We start from the raw sequence: 18271 nt of genomic DNA, 5'->3' as shown, positions 1-18271 counted from the left end.
CTCGCTCCGACGATCAGATCGGTCGCTGCAGCACCTGCCACGACACCGCGGTCCCGCCGTGCCGGGAGCCCAGTGCCGCAAACCGTGAACGTTCCTGCGACAGGTGCAGGGCGTCGAGCATCTGCACACGTGCCAGCACCACCTGTCGCACACCGGCGTCGTCGGACACCGCACCCACGCCCAACACCGCCCAGCGGTCGTCGTCGATATGCGTGTATCGATGCGCGCCACCGACCGCCACCGCATCGTCGACCCGCAGCGACGGCACCAGCAGGACGTGGCAGAGGATCACCTCGTCATCGGCACGCCACGACGACGCTTCCAGGGCGGCCGAACTCGCGATCGCATCATCGTCGGAGCCGGCGACCAGCACGACCTCATCGTCGAAGGACAGCGGCGCCACCGAGTCGGACCCACCCCAGCGCGACCGCAGCCTGCCCCACCGGCCGGCCGGAATCGCCTGGCCGTTCAGATCACGCCGACCCGAGTCGGAGTTGTCACCCATGCCGACGACGATATCCACTCCGCGAACGGTGCCGAAGACAGCGTCGGGGACACGCCGGGAACGTCCACTCAGGCCTCCCACCTGCACGGAGTGAAATTGTTCCGGCGAATTTCCGACCCGAGTGGTCAGCGCTTACTACGAACCGTCATACTTCACATGTGACAAGCGCTGTAGGTACCTCAGGAACAGCCATCACTGCGCGTGTGCACTCGCTGAATCGACCGAACATGGTCAGCGTGGGCACCATCGTGTGGCTGTCGAGTGAGCTCATGTTCTTTGCCGGCCTGTTCGCCATGTACTTCGTGGCGCGCGCCAACGCGACGGAGGGCTGGCCCCAAGAGCCCACCGAACTCAACCTCACCCTGGCGATCCCCGTCACGACAGTTCTGATCCTGTCGTCGGTGACCTGCCAGATGGGCGTCTTCGCCGCCGAGCGTGGAGACGTGTTCGGTCTGCGTCGCTGGTACGTGCTGACCTTCCTGATGGGCGCGTTCTTCGTCGCCGGTCAGGCCTACGAGTACTACCACCTGGTGCACGAGGGCACGACCCTCGCGTCCAGTGCGTACGGCTCGGTCTTCTACATGGCCACCGGCTTCCACGGACTGCACGTGATCGGAGGCCTCATCGCCTTCATCTACTTGCTGATCCGGACCAAACTCTCCAAATTCACGCCGGCACAGGCGACCGCGGCCATCGTCGTCTCCTATTACTGGCACTTCGTCGACATCGTGTGGATCGGTCTGTTCGTGACGATCTACTTCGTCCGATAGCGACGGCCCCGCCGCGCCACCAGCCCTGCCGGTGACCACCACGGACACCGCAGACAACATCAAGAAGTCCGTCCGCTTAGTAGAGAGTCACAGATGAGTTCATCTCCACCGCGACCGTCGGATAGCGACACCGACGCCGGAGCAGAAACCTGCACCCCGGCGGAGCAGACCTCGGCCCGCACCGCCGCCCGCAAGGCGAAGGCTCGCCGTAAGCTGCGTCGCCGTGCCGGCGGTGCCCTGCTGCTGCTCGCCGGCCTGATGACCGCAGGCATCCTCGCTTCGGCGCTGTCACCCAGCCCGCAGGTCGCGGTCGCCGACGAAAACAACGCCGCCATGATCCAGGACGGTCGCAAGCTCTACGAGACCTCGTGCATCACCTGTCACGGCGCGAACCTGCAGGGTGTCCCCGACCGTGGACCGGCGCTTCTCGGCGTCGGCGACGCGGCGGTCTACTTCCAGGTCTCCACCGGCCGTATGCCCGCAGCCCGCGGCGAGGCCCAGGCTCTGCGTAAGCCGCCGAAGTTCACCACCGAGCAGATCGACCAGCTCGGCGCCTTCGTCCAGTCCCAGGGTGGTGGCCCGCAGGTCATCCGCCGTGCCGACGGATCGGTCGCCCAGCACGAGCTGCGTGGTGAGCGTCTCGGCCGCGGTAGCGAGCTGTTCCGCCTGAACTGCGCGTCGTGCCACAACTTCACCGGCCGGGGCGGCGCCCTGTCCGGCGGTAAGTTCGCACCGAACCTCGACGGTGTCGATGAGCAGCAGATCTACGCAGCCATGCTCACCGGCCCGCAGAACATGCCGAAGTTCTCCAATCGTCAGCTGAACCAGGACGAGAAGAAGGACATCATCGGCTTCATCAAGTACGCCACCGAAACCAAGCCGCAGGGCGGCCTCGGCCTCGGCGGCTTCGGCCCCGTCAGTGAGGGCATGGTCATGTGGTTTGTCGGAGTCGTCGCCATCGTCGCCTCCGCCATGTGGATGGGATCTCGGTCATGAGCGCCGGCAACAATGATGTTCCCTCGCAGGACGAGCTGGAACAGATGAGTCAGGACGAGCTGGTCAAGCTCGGTACCAATCTCGACGGGGTGGAGATCATCCACCGCTCCGAGCGTTACCCCGAGCCCGGCACCAAGGTCGAGAAGCGCGCCGAGCGTCAGGTGGCCCTGTGGTTCACCATCGCCGGCATCGCCGCGATCGCCTGCTTCATCGTCTTCATCTGGAACCACTGGGAGTTCGTCAAGTCCCCGGACGACGACAGCTACTGGGCATACACCCTCAACACTCCCCTCCTCGGCATCACCTTCGGCCTGTCCGTGCTGTCCATCGGTATCGCCCTGGTGCTGATCACCAAGAAGTTCCTGCCCAGCGAGATCGCCGTGCAGGATCGTCATGACGGCGGCTCGACCGAGGTCGACAAGAAGACGATCGTCGCCGAGCTCAAGGACACGGGCGCCACCTCGACCCTGGGTCGTCGCAAGATGATCATCGGTTCGGCGGGCTTCGGCCTTGGGGCACTGGCCTTCACCGGCCTGATCGCCTTCGTCGGCGGCCTCATCAAGAATCCGTGGGCCAAGGGCGACGATTCCCCGCTGTGGCACTCCGGCTGGTCGACCCTCTCGGGACAGCCCAAGGAGACCGTCTACCTGCGTCGTGACGTCGGCGACCCGTTCCGCGTGGCACTCGTGCGTCCCGAGGACCTCGATGCCGGTGGTATGGAGACCGTCTTCCCGTGGCGCGCCTCGGACGGCTACGGCGAGACCGAACATTCCCGCCACCTGCTGATCCAGGGCCTGCGTGAGGTGCGCAATCCGGTCATGCTGATCCGCTTGCGTCCCGAGGACGCCGCCAACGCGATCAAGCGCAAGGGCCAGGAGAGCTTCAACTACGGCGACTACTTCGCCTACACCAAGGTCTGCAGCCACCTCGGTTGCCCGACCTCGCTCTACGAGCAGCGGACCAACCGCATCCTCTGCCCGTGCCATCAGTCGCAGTTCAACGCGCTCGAATACGCCAAGCCGGTCTTCGGTCCGGCCGCACGTGCGCTGGCACAGCTGCCGATCACCGTGGACAGCCAGGGGTACATGGTCGCCGCAGGCGATTTCATCGAGCCCGTCGGACCCGCATTCTGGGAGCGTAAGTCATGACCATCGCCGATCGTCTGGGCGCGCAAGCCGAAGAAGTGGACTCCCGGTACCACCTCGCGGCCGGCGTACGCCGACAGATCAACAAGGTTTTCCCGACACACTGGTCATTCCTGCTGGGTGAGGTTGCGCTCTACAGCTTCATCATCCTGCTGATCTCCGGTGTCTACCTGACCCTGTTCTTCGATCCGTCGATGAGCGAGGTCTTCTACGACGGCGCCTACGAGCCGCTCAACGGCGTGATGATGACGCGCGCCTACGAGACCACCCTGAACATCTCCTTCGAGGTTCGCGGTGGCCTGTTCGTGCGTCAGATCCACCACTGGGCAGCGCTGCTGTTCGCCGCGTCGATCATCATCCACATGCTCCGCATCTTCTTCACCGGCGCTTTCCGCCGTCCGCGTGAGGCGAACTGGATCATCGGCTGCCTGCTGCTGATCCTGGCGATGTTCGAGGGCTTCTTCGGATACTCGCTCCCCGACGACCTGCTGTCGGGTACCGGCGTCCGCGCCGCGATGAGCGGCATCGTGTTGGGTATCCCGCTGGTCGGCACCTGGATCCACTGGGCACTCTTCGGCGGTGACTTCCCCGGCGAAATCATCATCCCGCGCATGTATGTCCTGCACATCCTGCTGTTCCCGGGCATCATCCTCGCGCTGATCGGTGCCCACCTGGCGCTGGTCTGGTACCAGAAGCACACCCAGTTCCCCGGCCCCGGCCGCACCGAGAAGAACGTCGTCGGCGTGCGCATCATGCCGGTCTTCGCGGCCAAGGGCGGCGCGATGTTCGCGATGGTCACCGGCATCCTCGCGATCATGGCGGGTGTCTTCCAGATCAACCCGGTGTGGGTGCTCGGTCCGTACAACCCGGCGCATGTGTCCGCAGGTTCGCAGCCCGACATCTACATGCAATGGACAGACGGTCTGGCGCGATTGATGCCTGCCTGGGAGATCTACCTCGGCTCGTACACCATCCCGGCCATCTTCTGGGTCGTCGTGGTGATCACCGTGATGTTCGCGGGTATGTTCGCCTACCCCTGGATCGAGAAGCGCCTCACCGGCGACGATGCACACCACAACCTGCTGCAGCGTCCCCGCGACGTTCCGGTTCGGACCGGCATCGGTGCCATGGCGCTGTCGTTCTACATCATCCTGACGCTGTCATGTATGAACGACATCATCGCGCTGAAGTTCCACGTCTCGCTGAACGCGACCACCTGGGTCGGCCGTATCGGCCTGGTGATCATCCCGCCGATCGCATACTTCGTCGCCTACCGCTGGGCCCTGGCCCTGCAGCGCAGCGACCGCGCGGTCCTGGCACACGGCATCGAGACCGGCCTCATCAAGCGCCTGCCGCAGGGTGAGTACATCGAGGTGCATCAGCCGCTCGGCCCGGTCGACGACCACGGTCACCCGATCCCGCTCCCCTACCAGGGTGCGGCGCTGCCGAAGCGGATGAACAAACTCGGTTCGGCCGGCGCCCCAGGCACCGGATCGATCCTCCTGGCGGACCCTGCCGACGAGCAGGCCCACCACGTGGACTACGAACACGAGCAGCACAAGGCAGAACAGAAGGCCCTGCGCGAGCTGCAGGCCAAGGGCGGCAATCCGCTCGACTGAGCATCATCGGTCAAAACACCGCGGCCGCTGTCACTTTCGAAGTGACAGCGGCCGCGGTGTTTTCGTATCTCCGGTGTTTTCGTATCTCCGGTGTTCTCGTGTATGCGGTGTTTTGGTATGTGCGCCTGAGTTTCCACTCCCCTACCCCGCCGACCGCTTCGGTCGTGTCACGCTGGTCGGGTGCGCCGCAACCGGGACAGATGGAATCACAACATCCACTATTACGACCTGGTGGCCGACGCGGTGCCGTCCTCCGCACGGACCGCTCTCGACGTCGGGACCGGTGACGGCCTGCTCGCTACTCGCCTGGCCCGGACAGTTCCGGAGGTCACCGGGATCGACTCGGACGCCGCCGTCATCGAACGTGCCCGGCGGTCCGCCGCAGACGCCCTCACCACCACTGGCGCGTCTGCGGTCTCCTCTGGGGCCGTCAGCTGGATCGTCGGCGATATCCTGACCCACGATCTGCCCGAGGCGCATTACGACGCCGTCGTCGCGGTGGCGACCGTCCATCATTTTCCCGACCTCGCCGTCGGCCTTCGACGCCTGGCAGCGCTCACCGCTCCCGGCGGCACCCTGGTCCTGATCGGCTTGGCTCGCAGTTCAACACTGCACGACCGGGTACTCGATGCGGCCGGCGTTGTCGAACACCAGGTCTACTCCCGCACCCGCGGCTTCTGGCAGCACAGCGCGCCGGTGCAGATGTCCCTCCCGCACACGTACACCGAGGTTCGCGAGATCGCCGCTGCGGAGCTGCCGGGCGCACAGTGGCGCCGCCTTCCGCTGTGGCGCTACGCGCTCATCTGGAAGCGCAGTCGTCGCTGAACTCGCTTCCGGTCGACTTGGACCCGGCATCCCGGAGAGGGCCCACCCGGATCGGCCACCGCTGCGCCTCTCCGGCCGTCACAGCGCACAAAAACGCCTTCGGGCCACACCGACATTGGTGTGGCCCGAAGGCGTTGAGAGCTGACCGGCTAGTGCTTCTCCGGGCCCACGTGGTACTCGAAGACGAGTCCAGCGGCGGTACCGGCGATCACCACCGCCGAGAAGATCGCGAACCAGAGGTTACCGGTGGCGAAGGCCACAGCGAACATCGCAGCGCCTCCGGCGATCAGGATCGGCCACCAGGAGTGCGGGCTGAAGAAGCCCAGTTCGCCTGCACCGTCCTCGATCTCGGCATCCTCGTAGTCCTCGGGACGAATCTCGACGCGACGGGCGACGAAGCGGAAGTAGGTTCCCGCGATGAGGGTCAGTCCGGCGGCGAAGAACATGCCGACGACACCGACCCATTCGATGCCCTTGCTGGTGAAGGTGGTGAACAGCGTGTACGCGACACCGCAGAGGAAGAAGAAAACCGTCAAGAGCTCGAAGAGCCGCGCTTCAACCTTCACTGGGGAGCCTCCTGAGGAGTCACGGCCTTGGCGAGGACCGGGTTATTCGGCACGACGCAACCGGCGATGGCGGTGTTGTTCGGGTCGCCGGTGGCACCGACGGAACCATTGGTCTTACGACGGGTGTCGAACGGAACGGTCGTCACCGACTGCGGGGTCTCACAGATGTCGGCGAGCGCCTGCGCATTGGTCCACTCCGGATGCAGCGCACGCTGGGTGATGTACCGGTTGAACTTCAGCGGCGACACCGCGCGAACCTCGAAGTTCATCATCGAGTGGTAGGTGCCGCACATCTCGGCGCAACGTCCGACGAATGCGCCTTCACGGTCGATCGACGGGATCTGGAAGACGTTGTCGGTGTGGTTCTGCTTCGGGAACGGCATGACGTCGCGCTTGAACAGGAACTGCGGCACCCAGAACGAGTGGATGACGTCGGCTGCGGCGAGGTGGAACTCGATGCGCTGCTGCGTCGGCAGAACCAGGATCGGGATCTCGGACGAGCTGCCGACCGTCTCGATCTTGTCGAACTTCAGGTAGTCGCGGACGTCATTGGAACGACCGCCGTCGGGACCGATCTCGACCTCGCCATGCTCACCGCGGTTGGCGGCCTCGGCCTGCGCCTCGACACGGAAGGGGTTCCCGTCGGGGAGCGCTCCGCTGTAGGTCTGGCCGTTGATGACGACGTCCTTGGCCTCGCGGTAACCGAACTTCCAGTTCCACTGGAAGGCGGTCACGTCGACGACGACCTTGGAGTCGTCGGTCTTCTTCTCGACGTCGTTCTGCACGATGACGGTGAAGTAGAACAGGACGGCGATGATCACGAACGGGATCGCCGTGTAGGTGAGTTCCAGCGGGACGTTGTAGGCCGTCTGCCGCGGGAACACGCCCTTCTTCTCGTCGTTGGCGCGGTGGAAGGTGATGGTCCAGAAGATCAGCGCCCACACCAGGATGCCCATGAGCAGGGCGGCGATGACCGACCAGGTCCAGAGGCTCTCCATCTGCTTGGCCGGCGGGGTGACACCCTCTGGCCAGCCGAAACGCATTGCTTCAGAAGCACTGCAACCCGACATCAGCAACGCGCCGAGCCCCAACCCGACCACGATCCCGATGCGCTTGCACGCTCGCGCCGAGGATGAGACATGCCGTGTTAGGGGCCGTCCACCGTGTGCCAATTTCACGCCTTCCTGCTCGCTCACCGCAGCGTTGCGCCGCGACAAGTGCACGCCACATGACCTGCACAGCGCAAGATATCGCCGTATGGGCCACGGCAATTCTCGCACCTAGTACTACGCAGCGTAGACCAACCGGGCGAAGCTTTCGTGATTGGGGCACGTGTTGCCCGCGCCGCCAATCTCAGCAAATGCTTATCCGCTGTTCACGGCTTTGTCAGTGGTGCCGAATCGAGGTTGCCGCGGCCGGGTCGGATCGGAGTTCGGGGCTGTTCTGAGGCATACTCGTCACCGATCCCGGAGGCCCGCGCAGGGTTTCCGGTACCTTCGCCCGATCCCTGCGACGAAATGAGGCGCTCACCGTGTGTGGACTGCTCGGCCTGCTGACTTCCGATCATTCGGCGGCCGACGTCGTCGACGCGGTGGCCGCGGCGTCACATTGCATGCGTCATCGCGGCCCCGACGAACCCGGCACCTGGCATGACGACGATCTGGTCCTCGGGTTCAACCGCCTGTCGATCATCGACATCGAGCATTCCCACCAGCCGCTGCGCTGGGGCCCGGCGGAGAGTCCCGACCGCTACGCGATGGTCTTCAACGGCGAGATCTACAACTACCTGGAGATCCGCGCCGAACTGGCCGCCGACGAACAGGCGATCTTCGCGACCGAAGGGGACGGCGAGGCAATCGTCGCAGCCTTCCACTACTGGGGCCCGGACTCGGTACGCCGACTGCGCGGCATGTTCGCCTTCGCCATCTGGGACACCGTGGAGCGGTCGCTGTTCATCGCCCGCGACCCGTTCGGCATCAAGCCGCTGTTCATCGCGACCGGACCGGGCGGCACCGCCTTCGGCAGTGAGAAGAAGAGCCTCCTGGAACTTCTCGACCGTCTCGGGCTCGGCGACGAACTCGATCCGCGCGCCACCGAGCACTACACCGTTCTCCAGTACGTCCCGGAACCCGAGACGCTGCACGCCTCGATCCGACGGCTGGAGTCCGGTTCCTATGCGACGCTGCGGCCGGGCCAGGCACCCTCGGTGCGGCGCTACTTCACCCCGCAGTTCGGGGTGCGGCCGTTCACCGACGCGACTCGACAGGCCCGCTACGACGAGATCGCCGACGTCCTGTCCGATTCGGTCGCCAAACATATGCGCGCCGATGTGACGGTCGGCTCGTTCCTGTCCGGCGGTATCGATTCGACGGCGATCGCGGCCCTCGCCATCCGCCACAATCCGGATCTGATCACCATCACCACCGGCTTCGAACGCGAGGGCTACTCGGAGATCGACGTCGCCGCCGAGTCGGCCGAGGCCATCGGCGCCCGGCACGAGATCAAGGTGGTCAGCCCGTCGGAGTTCATCGAGGCGATCCCCGAGATCGTCTGGTACCTCGATGATCCGGTCGCCGATCCGGCTCTGGTGCCGCTGTACTTCCTGGCCAAGGAGGCCCGTAAACACGTCAAGGTCGTCCTCTCCGGTGAGGGCGCCGACGAACTGTTCGGCGGGTACACGATCTACAAGGAACCGCTGTCGTTGCAGTCCTTCGACCGGCTGCCCGGATTCCTGCGCCGCGCGGCGGGCCGCATCTCCGACCGAATTCCAGAGGGCACCCGCGGTAAGAGCCTGCTTCACCGCGGGTCGCTGACCCTGGAGGAGCGCTATTACGGCAACGCCCGCAGTTTCGACGATGCGCGGCTGCGCGCGATCCTGCGCGACTACCGCCCCGAGTGGACGCACACCGACGTGACCGCGCCGATCTATGCGATGAGCGACGGCTGGGATCCGGTGGCCCGAATGCAGCATGTCGATCTGTTCACATGGTTGCGCGGCGACATCCTGGTGAAGGCGGACAAGATCACCATGGCCAACTCGCTGGAGCTGCGGGTGCCGTTCCTCGACCCAGAGGTGTTCGCGGTCGCCGAACGACTCCCCTTCGACGAGAAGATCGCCCACGGCACCACCAAGTACGCGCTGCGCAAGGCACTCGAGCAGATCATCCCGCCACATGTGCTGCACCGGCGCAAGCTCGGTTTCCCGGTACCGATCCGGCATTGGCTGGCCGGTACCGAGATGTACGACTGGGCGCGTCAGACGATCGTCGACTCGCCCACCGACCACATCTTCGTCAAGGATGCGGTCCTCGCCATGCTGGACGAGCATCGTGACGGCGTCGTCGACAACAGCCGTCGCCTGTGGACGGTCCTGATGTTCATGGTGTGGCACGGCATCTTCGTCGAGAAGCGCATCGTGCCCGCGATCACCGATCACGACTATCCGGTGCGCCTCTAACCACCGGGCGCCGAGGCTCATCGCGAACGGTCCTCGCACCCCAGCCAGGAGCGGACACGCGGAACGAATAAGGGCGGCCGCAGACGAATTCGTCTGCGGCCGCCCTTCTTTCGGTATCGAGAACCGCTAGATGGCGGCGGCGATCTCGGCGGCGGCGCCGGCTCCGTAGGCTCCGGTCAGCCGCGACAGCGCGACGTCGCGGTCCCAGGACCAATCCTGGGTGGACACCGTCTCCAGGACCAGGACGGCGACCATCGACCCGACCTGGGCGGCACGCTCGAAGCTCAGCCCCTTGCCGACCGCGGTGAGGAAGCCTGCGCGGAAGGCGTCGCCGACACCGGTCGGGTCGACCTTGTCGGTCTCCGGCACGACGTCGACCTGCAGGCGGGTGCCGTCGCGGTCGACGATCTCGACGCCGTCCTTGCCGAGTGTGGTGACCCGCACGCCGACCAGCTCGGCGACCTGAGCCTCCGACAACCCGGTCTTCTGCCGCAACAGCCCCCACTCGTATTCGTTGGTGAACAGGTAGGCCGCACCCTCGATCAGTTCGCGGGCCTGCTCACCATCGAGGCGGGCGAGCTGCTGGGAGGGATCGGCGGCGAACGGGATCCCGGCGGCCCGACACTCGCGGGTGTGGCGCAGCATCGCCTCCGGGTCGTCGGCGCCGATCAGCACCAGTTCCGGGGTGCCGGTCTCGGCGATGACCTGCGTCAGCGAGATCTCGCGTGCCTCGCTCATCGCGCCCGCGTAGAAGGTGGCCAGCTGGGCCATCGTCTCGTCGGTGGTGCACATGAAGCGGGCGGTGTGATGGCGCTGCGACACACGCACACCGCCGCAGTCCACGCCATGGGCTTCCAGCCACTGCTGATACTCGTGGAAGTCGGAGCCGACCGCGCCGACGAGCACCGGCGCGCCACCGAGCTGCCCCATCGCGTAGCAGATGTTGCCCGCAACGCCACCACGCCGGACGACCAGGTCTTCGACGAGGAAACTCAGCGAGATGTGTTCGAGCTGGTCACCGAGCAACTGCTCGGAGAATTTGCCCGGGAACTTCATCAGATGATCGGTCGCGATCGACCCGCACACAACGATAGCCACTTGCCCCTGGTGCCCTTCAGACGACGATTGGTTGTCATCGTCACGCTACCGACCGTTGTACGGACACGGCGACCGCACCCCATGGTCGGGGTGCGGTCGCCGTGTCGAGGTGTGGTGAGGACTCAGTTGAAGGAGTCGCCGCAGGCGCAGCTGCCGGTCGCATTCGGGTTGTCGATAGTGAAACCCTGCTTCTCGATGGTGTCGACGAAGTCGATGGTGGCGCCCTGCACATACGGTGCGCTCATCCGGTCGACGGCCAGCTTGACGCCACCGAAGTCGGCGGTCACGTCGCCGTCGAGCGAGCGATCGTCGAAGAACAGCTGGTAGCGGAGGCCGGCGCAACCGCCCGGCTGCACAGCGATGCGCAGGGCCAGGTCGTCGCGACCCTCTTGGTCGAGCAGCGCCTTGGCCTTCGACGCGGCGGCGTCGGTCAGGAGGACACCGGTGTCGGTGGCGGTGCCGGATTCGTTCTGCACGGTCATGGATGCTCCTCGGTGAAGTCCCGGGTGTGGTACGTGTGCCTCAACGGTACTCGCACCGCGACTATTCCCTCCCATCACGTCCAAGATCGGGCGACCGATTCGGCGAGGCGGGCCAGCTGGTTGCCCGCGTCGTCCATGGCCAGGCGCACCGATCCGGCGATGTCGACGATCGCATAGGCGCCCGCGATGCCCGCGTCGGCGATCTCGGCCTCGGACAGACTCACCTGTCCGGCCAGCACCAGGGTGCGGGCACCCGCTGCCGATGCTGCGCCGTGCAGCGCCGACACCACCTTGCCGCGCAAGGTCTGCGTGTCGAAGCGCCCCTCACCGGTGATCACCAGATCCGCGCCGGCCACGGCCTCGGCCAGCCCGGTCGCCTCGGCGACCACCGTGGCCCCCGACACCCGGCGGCCGCCCAGCCCGAGCAGAGCCGCGCCCAGTCCCCCCGCGGCGCCGGCACCGGCTTCGTCACCGACGTCACGACCGGCGATCGACTCCAGCACCGGCGCCCACCGGCGCAGCCGCTCTTCCAACAGTTCCACCGTCGGCGCGTCGGCCCCCTTCTGCGGGCCGAAGACGTGTGCCGCACCCAGCTCACCGAGCAGCGGATTCTCGACATCGGAAGCCACGACGAGTTCGACGCCGGACAACCGATCCGCGGCCCGCGCCGGTCCACCGAGTTCGGCGATCAGGCCGCTGCCACCGTCGGTGGTCGCGCTGCCGCCCAGTCCGACGACGATCCGTCCGACCCCTCGCTCCAGGGCCGCGGCCAGCAACCGGCCGACCCCTCGGGTGTCGGCGGCGAGTGCGGTGCGCGGTGTCGGGCCGCCGCCGAGCTGATGCAGACCGCAGGCCTGCGCGCATTCGAGGTAGGCGGTCGGAACCGGCGCCTGCTCGTCCAGCAGCCAGCTTGCCGTCACCGACGCGCCCAGCGGACCCGCCACCGTCTCGGTCTGTACGACGCCGAGCCGCGAGGCCAGCACGTCGACGAATCCCGGCCCGCCGTCGGACTGGGGTGCGCTGATCAGCTCGTCACCGCCGCGCGCCCCTGACCAGCCGGCGGCGATCGCGGCCGCCGCCTCGACTGCGGAGAGAGTGTCCCCGAAGGAATCCGGCGCGATCAGCACCCGCAGGGTCGTCGCGGAGGATTCGGCTGCCGTCATGGGCGGAAGTATAGGGAGGTCAGCGAAAGTCGGCAGCGCTCATCGCCTACCCTCGAGGGTGTGAAGCTGCCATGGAACAAGGAGTCCGACGCGACGGCCGACAGCGCCGACCCGGACACCACGGAGACCGCCGAGACCAGCGTCGACACCGACGACGACACTGATTCGACGCCCGTACGAGGCAGTTCGACCACCCCCGGCAAGGGCCGGCCCACCCCGAAGCGCCGGGAAGCGGAGAACCGTCGTCGGGGCCCGGTCGCGCCGCCGCCGACCAACCGCACCGAGGCCCGCGCGCGGAAGAAGGAAATCAAGAAGGCGACGCCGAAGGCGGACCGCAAGGCCCGCTCGGCTGAACTCAAGGCGCAGCGCCTGGAGCAGCGCGAACGGATGATGGCAGGCGAAGAGCGCTATCTGATGCCGCGCGACAAGGGTGAGGTACGCCGCTACGCCCGCGACATCGTCGACTCCCGACGCAACTTCGTCGGTCTGTTCATGCCCTTCGCCATCGTGCTGATCGTGGTCATGTTCCTGCCCAATCTGGCCTACTTCTCCACCCCGCTGCTCCTGGTCTTCGTGATCTTCGCGGCGATCGACGGCTACATCCTGGGACGGATCGTGAACCGTCGGGTGCGGGAACGATTCCCCGACACCACCGACGGTGGTTTCCGGCTCGGCTGGTACGCCTTCACCCGGGCCATGCAGGTCCGTAAGATGCGTGCCCCCGCGCCGCAGGTGTCCGCGGGCGACGAAGTCTGACGATGGCGACAGCTACCACGCGCACCCTCCTCCTCGGTGGTGTGCGTTCGGGGAAGTCGGCCCTCGGCGAGGAACTCCTGTCCGCGTATCCACGGGTGCGCTATCTGGCGACCGGGCCGACGATCAGCACCGACGCGGAGTGGGTCGCGCGGGTGGCCGCGCACCGAGCCCGCCGCGATGCGCGCTACGAGACGGTCGAGACGACCGATCTGGCCGCGGCACTGCGCGCAGCACCCGGCGTACCCGCCCTCGTCGACGACCTCGGCAACTGGCTGGCCGCGCGGATCGACGCGGCAGGGGGCTGGGATCGCCCCGTCGACCTGACCGCCGACGTCGACGACCTGTGTGCCGCGCTGGCCTCCGCCACCGCCGATGTCGTCCTGATCAGCCCCGAGGTCGGACTCTCGCTGGTCCCCGACACCCGGTCCGGCCGGCTCTTCCAGGATCAGCTGGGCGCACTCAACTCCGCCGTCGCCCGGGTGTGTGAGCGGGTCCGCCTGGTGGTCGCGGGTCGTGTACTCGACCTGCCCGCCTCCCCCGGCCAGCCTGCGCAGCCCGCCGAAAGCGGTGCTGCCGCAGCCGGACCCGCCATCCCGCTCATCGCGGCCGCACCTGCGATCGATACCCCGGCACCGACGGTAGCCGTACCAGCGACCACCTCTGCGGTCCCGACGATCGACCCGACCGACGCCGAGGTCTTCGGGGTGGTCGAGCTACCCGACGAGACGACCGCCCGCGCGGCCCGAGCCCGACACCTGACCCTGACCAAGCCCCCGGGTTCACTCGGCAGGCTCGAGGACATCGGCGTGTGGATCGCATCCTGCCAGCGGCAATGTCCACCCGCACCGATCCGACAACCCGCGGTGGTGGTCTTCGCCGGCGACCATGGCGTCGCCCACGCCGGGGTTTCGGCATTCCCCCCCGAGGTGACCGCCCAGATGGTCGCCAACATCGCCGGGGGCGGTGCCGCGGTCAACGTCATGGCCCGCGAGTACGGGGCGTCGGTGCGGGTCGTCGACATCTCGGTGGACGCCGACACCGCGCCGGAGGTATCGGCCTACAAGGTGCGTCGCGGCAGCAACGACCTGCGGGTCACCGATTCGATCTCGCTGGCCGAGGCCCGGCAGGCACTGGCCGCCGGCCGCGCGATCGCCGACGACCTCGTCGACTCCGGCACCGACCTGCTGATCGCCGGCGAAATGGGTATCGGCAACACCACCCCGGCAACAGTGCTGGTCGGTGCGATCACCCGACGCGAGCCGGTCGAGATCGTCGGCCGCGGCACCGGCATCGACGACGCCGGCTGGATGCGCAAAACCGCCGCCATCCGCGACGGGATGCGGCGCGCACGTTCGGTCGCCCACGACCCGCTGGCCCTGCTGGCCGCGGTCGGCGGTGCCGATCTGACTGCGGTCGCCGGCTTTCTGGCCCAGGCCGCGATCCGTCGGACCCCGGTCATCCTCGACGGTGTGGTGATCACCGCCGCCGCCCTGGTCGCCAACGAGCTGGCGCCCGGCGCCTCGCGCTGGTGGCTGGCCGGACACCGGTCGGTGGAACCCGCGCACCGGCTGTCGCTGGAGCATCTCGATCTCGACCCGGTACTCGACCTGTCCATGCGGCTCGGCGAGGGCAGCGGCGCACTGATGGCGGTGCCGGTGGTGCGGGCCGCCGTCGACATACTCAACGACATGGCCACCTTCGGCGAAGCGGGTGTGTCCGATTCCGCAGGTCCCGACGGCGACTCCGAAACACCCTGAGCCGGCGATGGTGTCGCCGATCGTCGCGATCCGCACAGCCTTCGCCTGGCTGACCGTCGCCCCGGTCGGCGACACCGGTTCCGCCCCGGACCGGCAGATCGGCGGCGCGGTCATCGCGGCCACCCCGATCGTGGGTGCCGCACTCGGAGCACTGGTGGCCGCCGTCGGGCTGGGCTTGTCGCGCACCGACCTTCCCTCGCTCGAGATCGGGCTGCTGCTGGTCGCGCTGCTGGCCCTGGCCACGCGCGGTATGCATCTGGACGGGCTGGCCGACACCGCCGACGGACTCGGCTGTTACGGTCCGCCCGCGCGGGTCGCCGAGGTGATGCGCAGCGGTCCGGTCGGACCGTTCGGTGTCGTCACCCTCATCCTCATCCTCGGCCTGCAGGGTGTCGGTTTCGCCACGCTGGCCGCCGAATCACGATGGGGCGAACTGGCTTTCGCAGTCGGGCTGGCACGTGTCGGTGCAGTGATCGCCTGCCGCAGCGCAGTGCCCCCGGCCCACCCCGACGGTTTCGGTGCCCTCGTCGCCGGCACCCAGCGCGCGGCGATCGCAGTGTGGCTGAGCGTCGCCGTCGCGGTAGCACTCGGCGTCGGCTACACCGGCGCCGCAACAGGTTTCGATACGCGAACCGCCACCGCGGCGGTGCTCGCGGTGGCGGTGGTCGGTGGTGTCGCGTGGCTGTTCACCCGCCACTGTGCGCGCCGGATGGGCGGCATCAACGGAGATGTGCTGGGCGCCACCATCGAGATCGGTGTCGCCGTCGCGGTGGTCGTCCTCCTGCTCCGGTGACCGCGCCGGCCGCCGCGGTCAGGGCCGGTAGAGCTCGGTCATCCAGCCGTGGGTGTCGGCGAAGGTGCCGCGCTGGATACCGGTCAGGGTGTCGCGCAGCGCCTGGGTGACCTCACCGGTGGTGCCGTTGCCGATGGTGTAGTCCTCGTTCTCGCCACGGACCCGGCCCACCGGGGTGATGACGGCCGCGGTGCCGCACGCGAACACTTCGGTGATGTCGCCCGATGCCACACCCTTGCGCAGTTCCTCGGTCGTGATGCGACGTTCCTCGACCGCGAAGCCTGCGTCGGTGGCCAGTGTCAGCAGCGAGTCGCGGGTGACACCCGGCAGCAGCGAGCCGGTCAGTTCCGGCGTCACCAGCCGGGCGTCGGCGCCGGAGCCGAACACGAAGAACAGATTCATGCCGCCCATCTCCTCGATGTAGCGACGCTCCAGCGCATCGAGCCAGATGACCTGGTCGCAGCCCTGTTCGGTGGCCTGCCGCTGCGCCAGGAAGGCCGCCGCATAGTTGCCGCCGCACTTGGCGAAGCCGGTGCCACCGGGAGCCGCACGCACATATTCGGTGCTCAGCCACACGCTGACGGGCTTGATGCCACCGGAGAAGTAGGCACCGGCCGGTGAGGCGATCACCGAGTAGATGTACTCCTTCGACGGGGCGTTGACACCGAGCCCGGCCTGCGAGGCGAACATGAACGGACGCAGGTAGAGCGACTCCTCACCGCCGGCCGGCGGCACCCAGGCGTTGTCGGCGGCCAACAGTGCGCGCAGCGACTCGATGAACTCGTCGACCGGCAGCGGTGGCATGGCCAGCCGCTCGGCGCTGCGCTGCATCCGCTCGCCGTTGGCCTCCGGGCGGAACGCCGCAATCGAACCGTCGGGCTGACGGTAGGCCTTGAGTCCCTCGAAGATCTCCTGGCCGTAATGCAGGACCATCGCCGACGGATCGAGGGCGATCGGACCGTACGGGGTCACCTTGGCGTTGTGCCATCCGCGTTCTACGTCGTAGTCGACCATCACCATGTTGTCGGTGAAGTAGTTACCGAAACCGGGTGCGGACAGAATCTCCGCACGTCGCGACTCGGACACCGGGTGGGGATGCTCGTTACGGGTGAACTCCAAGGTCATTGGCACATGGTACCGCCGAGGATCAACCGGATATCGCGCGCCTCAGACGTGGGATTCGACGAAGGGCGGCAGCACGACCTCACACGGCAGCTCCCGACCACGCACGTCGATGACGACCTCGTCGCCCTTCTTCACACCCGACGCGGTGTCGATCAGCGCCAGCGCGATGCCCTGTTTGAGGGTCGGCGAGAACGTTCCCGACGTACACACCCCGATCTGGCACGCGCCGTCGGCCGACCGCACCGCGCAATCCGCGCGTGGCACACCACGTCCGGTGGCTCGCAACCCGTACAGGCGACGTACCGGACCGGCCGCCTTCTCCGCGAGCAAAGCGTCGCGGCCGAAGAAGGCCGGCTTGTCCCAGCCCACCGCCCAGCTCGACCGGGCCTGCACCGGCGAGATCTCCGGGCTCAGCTCGTGACCGTGCAACGCGTAACCCATCTCGGTGCGCAGCGTGTCGCGCGCGCCGAGGCCGGCCGGTGCGCCGCCGAGTGCCTGCACCCGCTCGAGCAGAACGTCGAAGACCGGGCCAGCATCGTCCCAGCGCGGGATGATCTCGTAGCCCCGTTCGCCGGTGTATCCGGTGCGGCACACCCGAACCGGCGCGTCGCCCGCGGCGGTGGCGAGCGTCGCGTCGGCGAAGGCCATGTACTCCATGTCGGCAGGCAGCCCGAGGCCGGCGAGCACTTCCGGCGCCTTGGGTCCCTGCACCGCGAAGACGGCATGGTCTCGGTGCCGGTCGGTGACCTCGATCCCCGCGGGCGCGGCCGCGGCCAGCGCGGCGACGACGGTTGCGGTGTTGGCCGCGTTGGGCACCAGAAAAACCTCGTCCTCGGAGACCAGATAGGCGATCAGGTCGTCGACGACGCCGCCGGTCTCGTTGCAGCACAACGTGTACTGCGCCTTACCCGGCACGATCTTGGCCAGGTCGTTGGTCAGCGTCGCATTGACGAAGGCCGCCGCCCCGGGACCGGCGACCAGCGCCTTACCGAGGTGGCTGACGTCGAAGATGCCGACGTTCTCGCGCACCGCGGTGTGTTCGGCGACGGTTCCGGCGTAGGACACCGGCATATCCCACCCACCGAATTCGGCGAACGAGGCCCCGAGGGCGAGATGACGGTCGGCGATGGGTCCGGCGAGCAGTTCAGACATGCCGCCCAGGCTAGTCGGTGTACCCGACCAGATCGGAACGACCGGCGACAACGGCCCCGGTC

Annotated in this window: 17 protein-coding genes; 9 read left to right on the top strand and 8 right to left on the bottom strand. The window is 67.3% G+C overall.

What is annotated here, in order from left to right; translation table 11 throughout:
* Positions 1-13: 13 nt before the first annotated feature.
* Positions 14-505 carry a hypothetical protein gene (locus QSJ18_RS11485; RefSeq protein ID WP_286326585.1) on the bottom strand — a complete coding sequence of 164 codons (492 nt, stop codon included), beginning with the start codon at positions 503-505 and terminating at the stop codon, positions 14-16.
* Between the two features lie 158 nt (positions 506-663).
* On the opposite strand from QSJ18_RS11485, the gene ctaE reads away from it, so the two are divergent.
* The 5 genes from ctaE to QSJ18_RS11460 all read left to right on the top strand — a co-directional run bounded on the left by ctaE (position 664) and on the right by QSJ18_RS11460 (position 5860).
* A complete protein-coding gene (gene ctaE / locus QSJ18_RS11480; RefSeq protein WP_286326584.1) occupies positions 664-1275 on the top strand; it encodes an aa3-type cytochrome oxidase subunit III in 612 nt (203 codons plus the stop codon).
* A 93-nt stretch (positions 1276-1368) separates the two neighbouring features.
* Entirely contained in the window at positions 1369-2271 is a 903-nt protein-coding gene (qcrC, locus tag QSJ18_RS11475; protein ID WP_286326583.1) for a cytochrome bc1 complex diheme cytochrome c subunit, read from the top strand.
* Complete coding sequence (qcrA, locus tag QSJ18_RS11470; RefSeq protein ID WP_286326582.1) at positions 2268-3419, top strand: cytochrome bc1 complex Rieske iron-sulfur subunit; 1152 nt, start codon at positions 2268-2270, stop codon at positions 3417-3419. The genes qcrC and qcrA overlap by 4 nt, the downstream gene beginning before the upstream one ends.
* Positions 3416-5035 (top strand): cytochrome bc1 complex cytochrome b subunit, encoded by a 1620-nt coding sequence (qcrB, locus tag QSJ18_RS11465; protein ID WP_286326581.1) that lies wholly within the window; start codon positions 3416-3418, stop codon positions 5033-5035. Before qcrA ends, qcrB begins: the two co-directional genes overlap by 4 nt.
* 180 nt (positions 5036-5215) lie before the next feature.
* Positions 5216-5860: a class I SAM-dependent methyltransferase gene (locus QSJ18_RS11460; protein WP_286326580.1), complete on the top strand. Its 645-nt coding sequence runs from the start codon at positions 5216-5218 to the stop codon at positions 5858-5860.
* 149 nt (positions 5861-6009) lie between these two features.
* Here QSJ18_RS11460 and QSJ18_RS11455 read toward each other — a convergent pair whose 3' ends face one another.
* Positions 6010-6426 carry a cytochrome c oxidase subunit 4 gene (locus QSJ18_RS11455; protein ID WP_286326579.1) on the bottom strand — a complete coding sequence of 139 codons (417 nt, stop codon included), beginning with the start codon at positions 6424-6426 and terminating at the stop codon, positions 6010-6012.
* Positions 6423-7598, bottom strand: a complete 1176-nt coding sequence (gene ctaC / locus QSJ18_RS11450) for an aa3-type cytochrome oxidase subunit II (RefSeq protein WP_462476057.1) — start codon at positions 7596-7598, stop codon at positions 6423-6425. Before ctaC ends, QSJ18_RS11455 begins: the two co-directional genes overlap by 4 nt.
* 359 nt (positions 7599-7957) lie before the next feature.
* Here ctaC and asnB point away from each other — a divergent pair, with 359 nt between their 5' ends.
* Positions 7958-9883: an asparagine synthase (glutamine-hydrolyzing) gene (asnB, locus tag QSJ18_RS11445; RefSeq protein WP_286326578.1), complete on the top strand. Its 1926-nt coding sequence runs from the start codon at positions 7958-7960 to the stop codon at positions 9881-9883.
* Positions 9884-10009: 126 nt separating this feature from the next.
* Here asnB and QSJ18_RS11440 read toward each other — a convergent pair whose 3' ends face one another.
* The 3 genes from QSJ18_RS11440 to QSJ18_RS11430 all read right to left on the bottom strand — a co-directional run bounded on the left by QSJ18_RS11440 (position 10010) and on the right by QSJ18_RS11430 (position 12596).
* Positions 10010-10981, bottom strand: coding sequence for a carbohydrate kinase family protein (locus QSJ18_RS11440; RefSeq protein ID WP_286326577.1), 972 nt, complete (start codon positions 10979-10981; stop codon positions 10010-10012).
* 122 nt (positions 10982-11103) lie between these two features.
* The gene (locus QSJ18_RS11435; RefSeq protein WP_286326576.1) at positions 11104-11463 is read right to left on the bottom strand and encodes a HesB/IscA family protein; all 360 of its coding nucleotides are present in this window, start codon (positions 11461-11463) and stop codon (positions 11104-11106) included.
* A gap of 74 nt (positions 11464-11537) precedes the next feature.
* On the bottom strand, positions 11538-12596 hold the full coding sequence (locus QSJ18_RS11430; protein ID WP_286326681.1) for a glycerate kinase family protein: 1059 nt from the start codon (positions 12594-12596) through the stop codon (positions 11538-11540).
* 90 nt (positions 12597-12686) lie between these two features.
* Here QSJ18_RS11430 and QSJ18_RS11425 point away from each other — a divergent pair, with 90 nt between their 5' ends.
* From QSJ18_RS11425 to QSJ18_RS11415, 3 genes are read left to right on the top strand one after another with little or no spacing between them, the layout of a single operon-like run.
* On the top strand, positions 12687-13382 hold the full coding sequence (locus QSJ18_RS11425) for a DUF3043 domain-containing protein (RefSeq protein ID WP_286326575.1): 696 nt from the start codon (positions 12687-12689) through the stop codon (positions 13380-13382).
* A gap of 2 nt (positions 13383-13384) precedes the next feature.
* The gene (gene cobT / locus QSJ18_RS11420) at positions 13385-15139 is read left to right on the top strand and encodes a nicotinate-nucleotide--dimethylbenzimidazole phosphoribosyltransferase (RefSeq protein WP_286326574.1); all 1755 of its coding nucleotides are present in this window, start codon (positions 13385-13387) and stop codon (positions 15137-15139) included.
* Positions 15140-15146: 7 nt separating this feature from the next.
* Positions 15147-15932 carry an adenosylcobinamide-GDP ribazoletransferase gene (locus QSJ18_RS11415; RefSeq protein ID WP_286326573.1) on the top strand — a complete coding sequence of 262 codons (786 nt, stop codon included), beginning with the start codon at positions 15147-15149 and terminating at the stop codon, positions 15930-15932.
* 18 nt (positions 15933-15950) lie between these two features.
* On the opposite strand, the gene QSJ18_RS11410 is transcribed toward QSJ18_RS11415, so the two are convergent.
* Together QSJ18_RS11410 and gcvT are read right to left on the bottom strand one after the other, a co-directional pair.
* Positions 15951-17057, bottom strand: coding sequence for a branched-chain amino acid aminotransferase (locus QSJ18_RS11410; protein WP_286326571.1), 1107 nt, complete (start codon positions 17055-17057; stop codon positions 15951-15953).
* A 42-nt stretch (positions 17058-17099) separates the two neighbouring features.
* Positions 17100-18209 (bottom strand): glycine cleavage system aminomethyltransferase GcvT, encoded by a 1110-nt coding sequence (gene gcvT / locus QSJ18_RS11405; RefSeq protein WP_286326570.1) that lies wholly within the window; start codon positions 18207-18209, stop codon positions 17100-17102.
* Positions 18210-18271 lie beyond the last annotated feature (62 nt).

Source organism: Gordonia heveisoli, assembly GCF_030315745.1.
In the GTDB taxonomy this organism is placed as follows: Bacteria; Actinomycetota; Actinomycetes; order Mycobacteriales; family Mycobacteriaceae; genus Gordonia.
This window is presented reverse-complemented; position numbering and strand designations above follow the sequence as displayed.

What these genes read in the sequence shown, in the direction of transcription:
- QSJ18_RS11485 (WP_286326585.1), bottom strand. Translation starts at nt 505, where the DNA reads ATGGGTGACAACTCCGACTCGGGTCGGCGTGATCTGAACGGCCAGGCG.
- qcrC (WP_286326583.1), top strand. Translation starts at nt 1,369, where the DNA reads ATGAGTTCATCTCCACCGCGACCGTCGGATAGCGACACCGACGCCGGA.
- qcrA (WP_286326582.1), top strand. Translation starts at nt 2,268, where the DNA reads ATGAGCGCCGGCAACAATGATGTTCCCTCGCAGGACGAGCTGGAACAG.
- qcrB (WP_286326581.1), top strand. Translation starts at nt 3,416, where the DNA reads ATGACCATCGCCGATCGTCTGGGCGCGCAAGCCGAAGAAGTGGACTCC.
- QSJ18_RS11435 (WP_286326576.1), bottom strand. Translation starts at nt 11,463, where the DNA reads ATGACCGTGCAGAACGAATCCGGCACCGCCACCGACACCGGTGTCCTC.
- cobT (WP_286326574.1), top strand. Translation starts at nt 13,385, where the DNA reads ATGGCGACAGCTACCACGCGCACCCTCCTCCTCGGTGGTGTGCGTTCG.
- QSJ18_RS11415 (WP_286326573.1), top strand. Translation starts at nt 15,147, where the DNA reads ATGGTGTCGCCGATCGTCGCGATCCGCACAGCCTTCGCCTGGCTGACC.
- QSJ18_RS11410 (WP_286326571.1), bottom strand. Translation starts at nt 17,057, where the DNA reads ATGACCTTGGAGTTCACCCGTAACGAGCATCCCCACCCGGTGTCCGAG.
- gcvT (WP_286326570.1), bottom strand. Translation starts at nt 18,209, where the DNA reads ATGTCTGAACTGCTCGCCGGACCCATCGCCGACCGTCATCTCGCCCTC.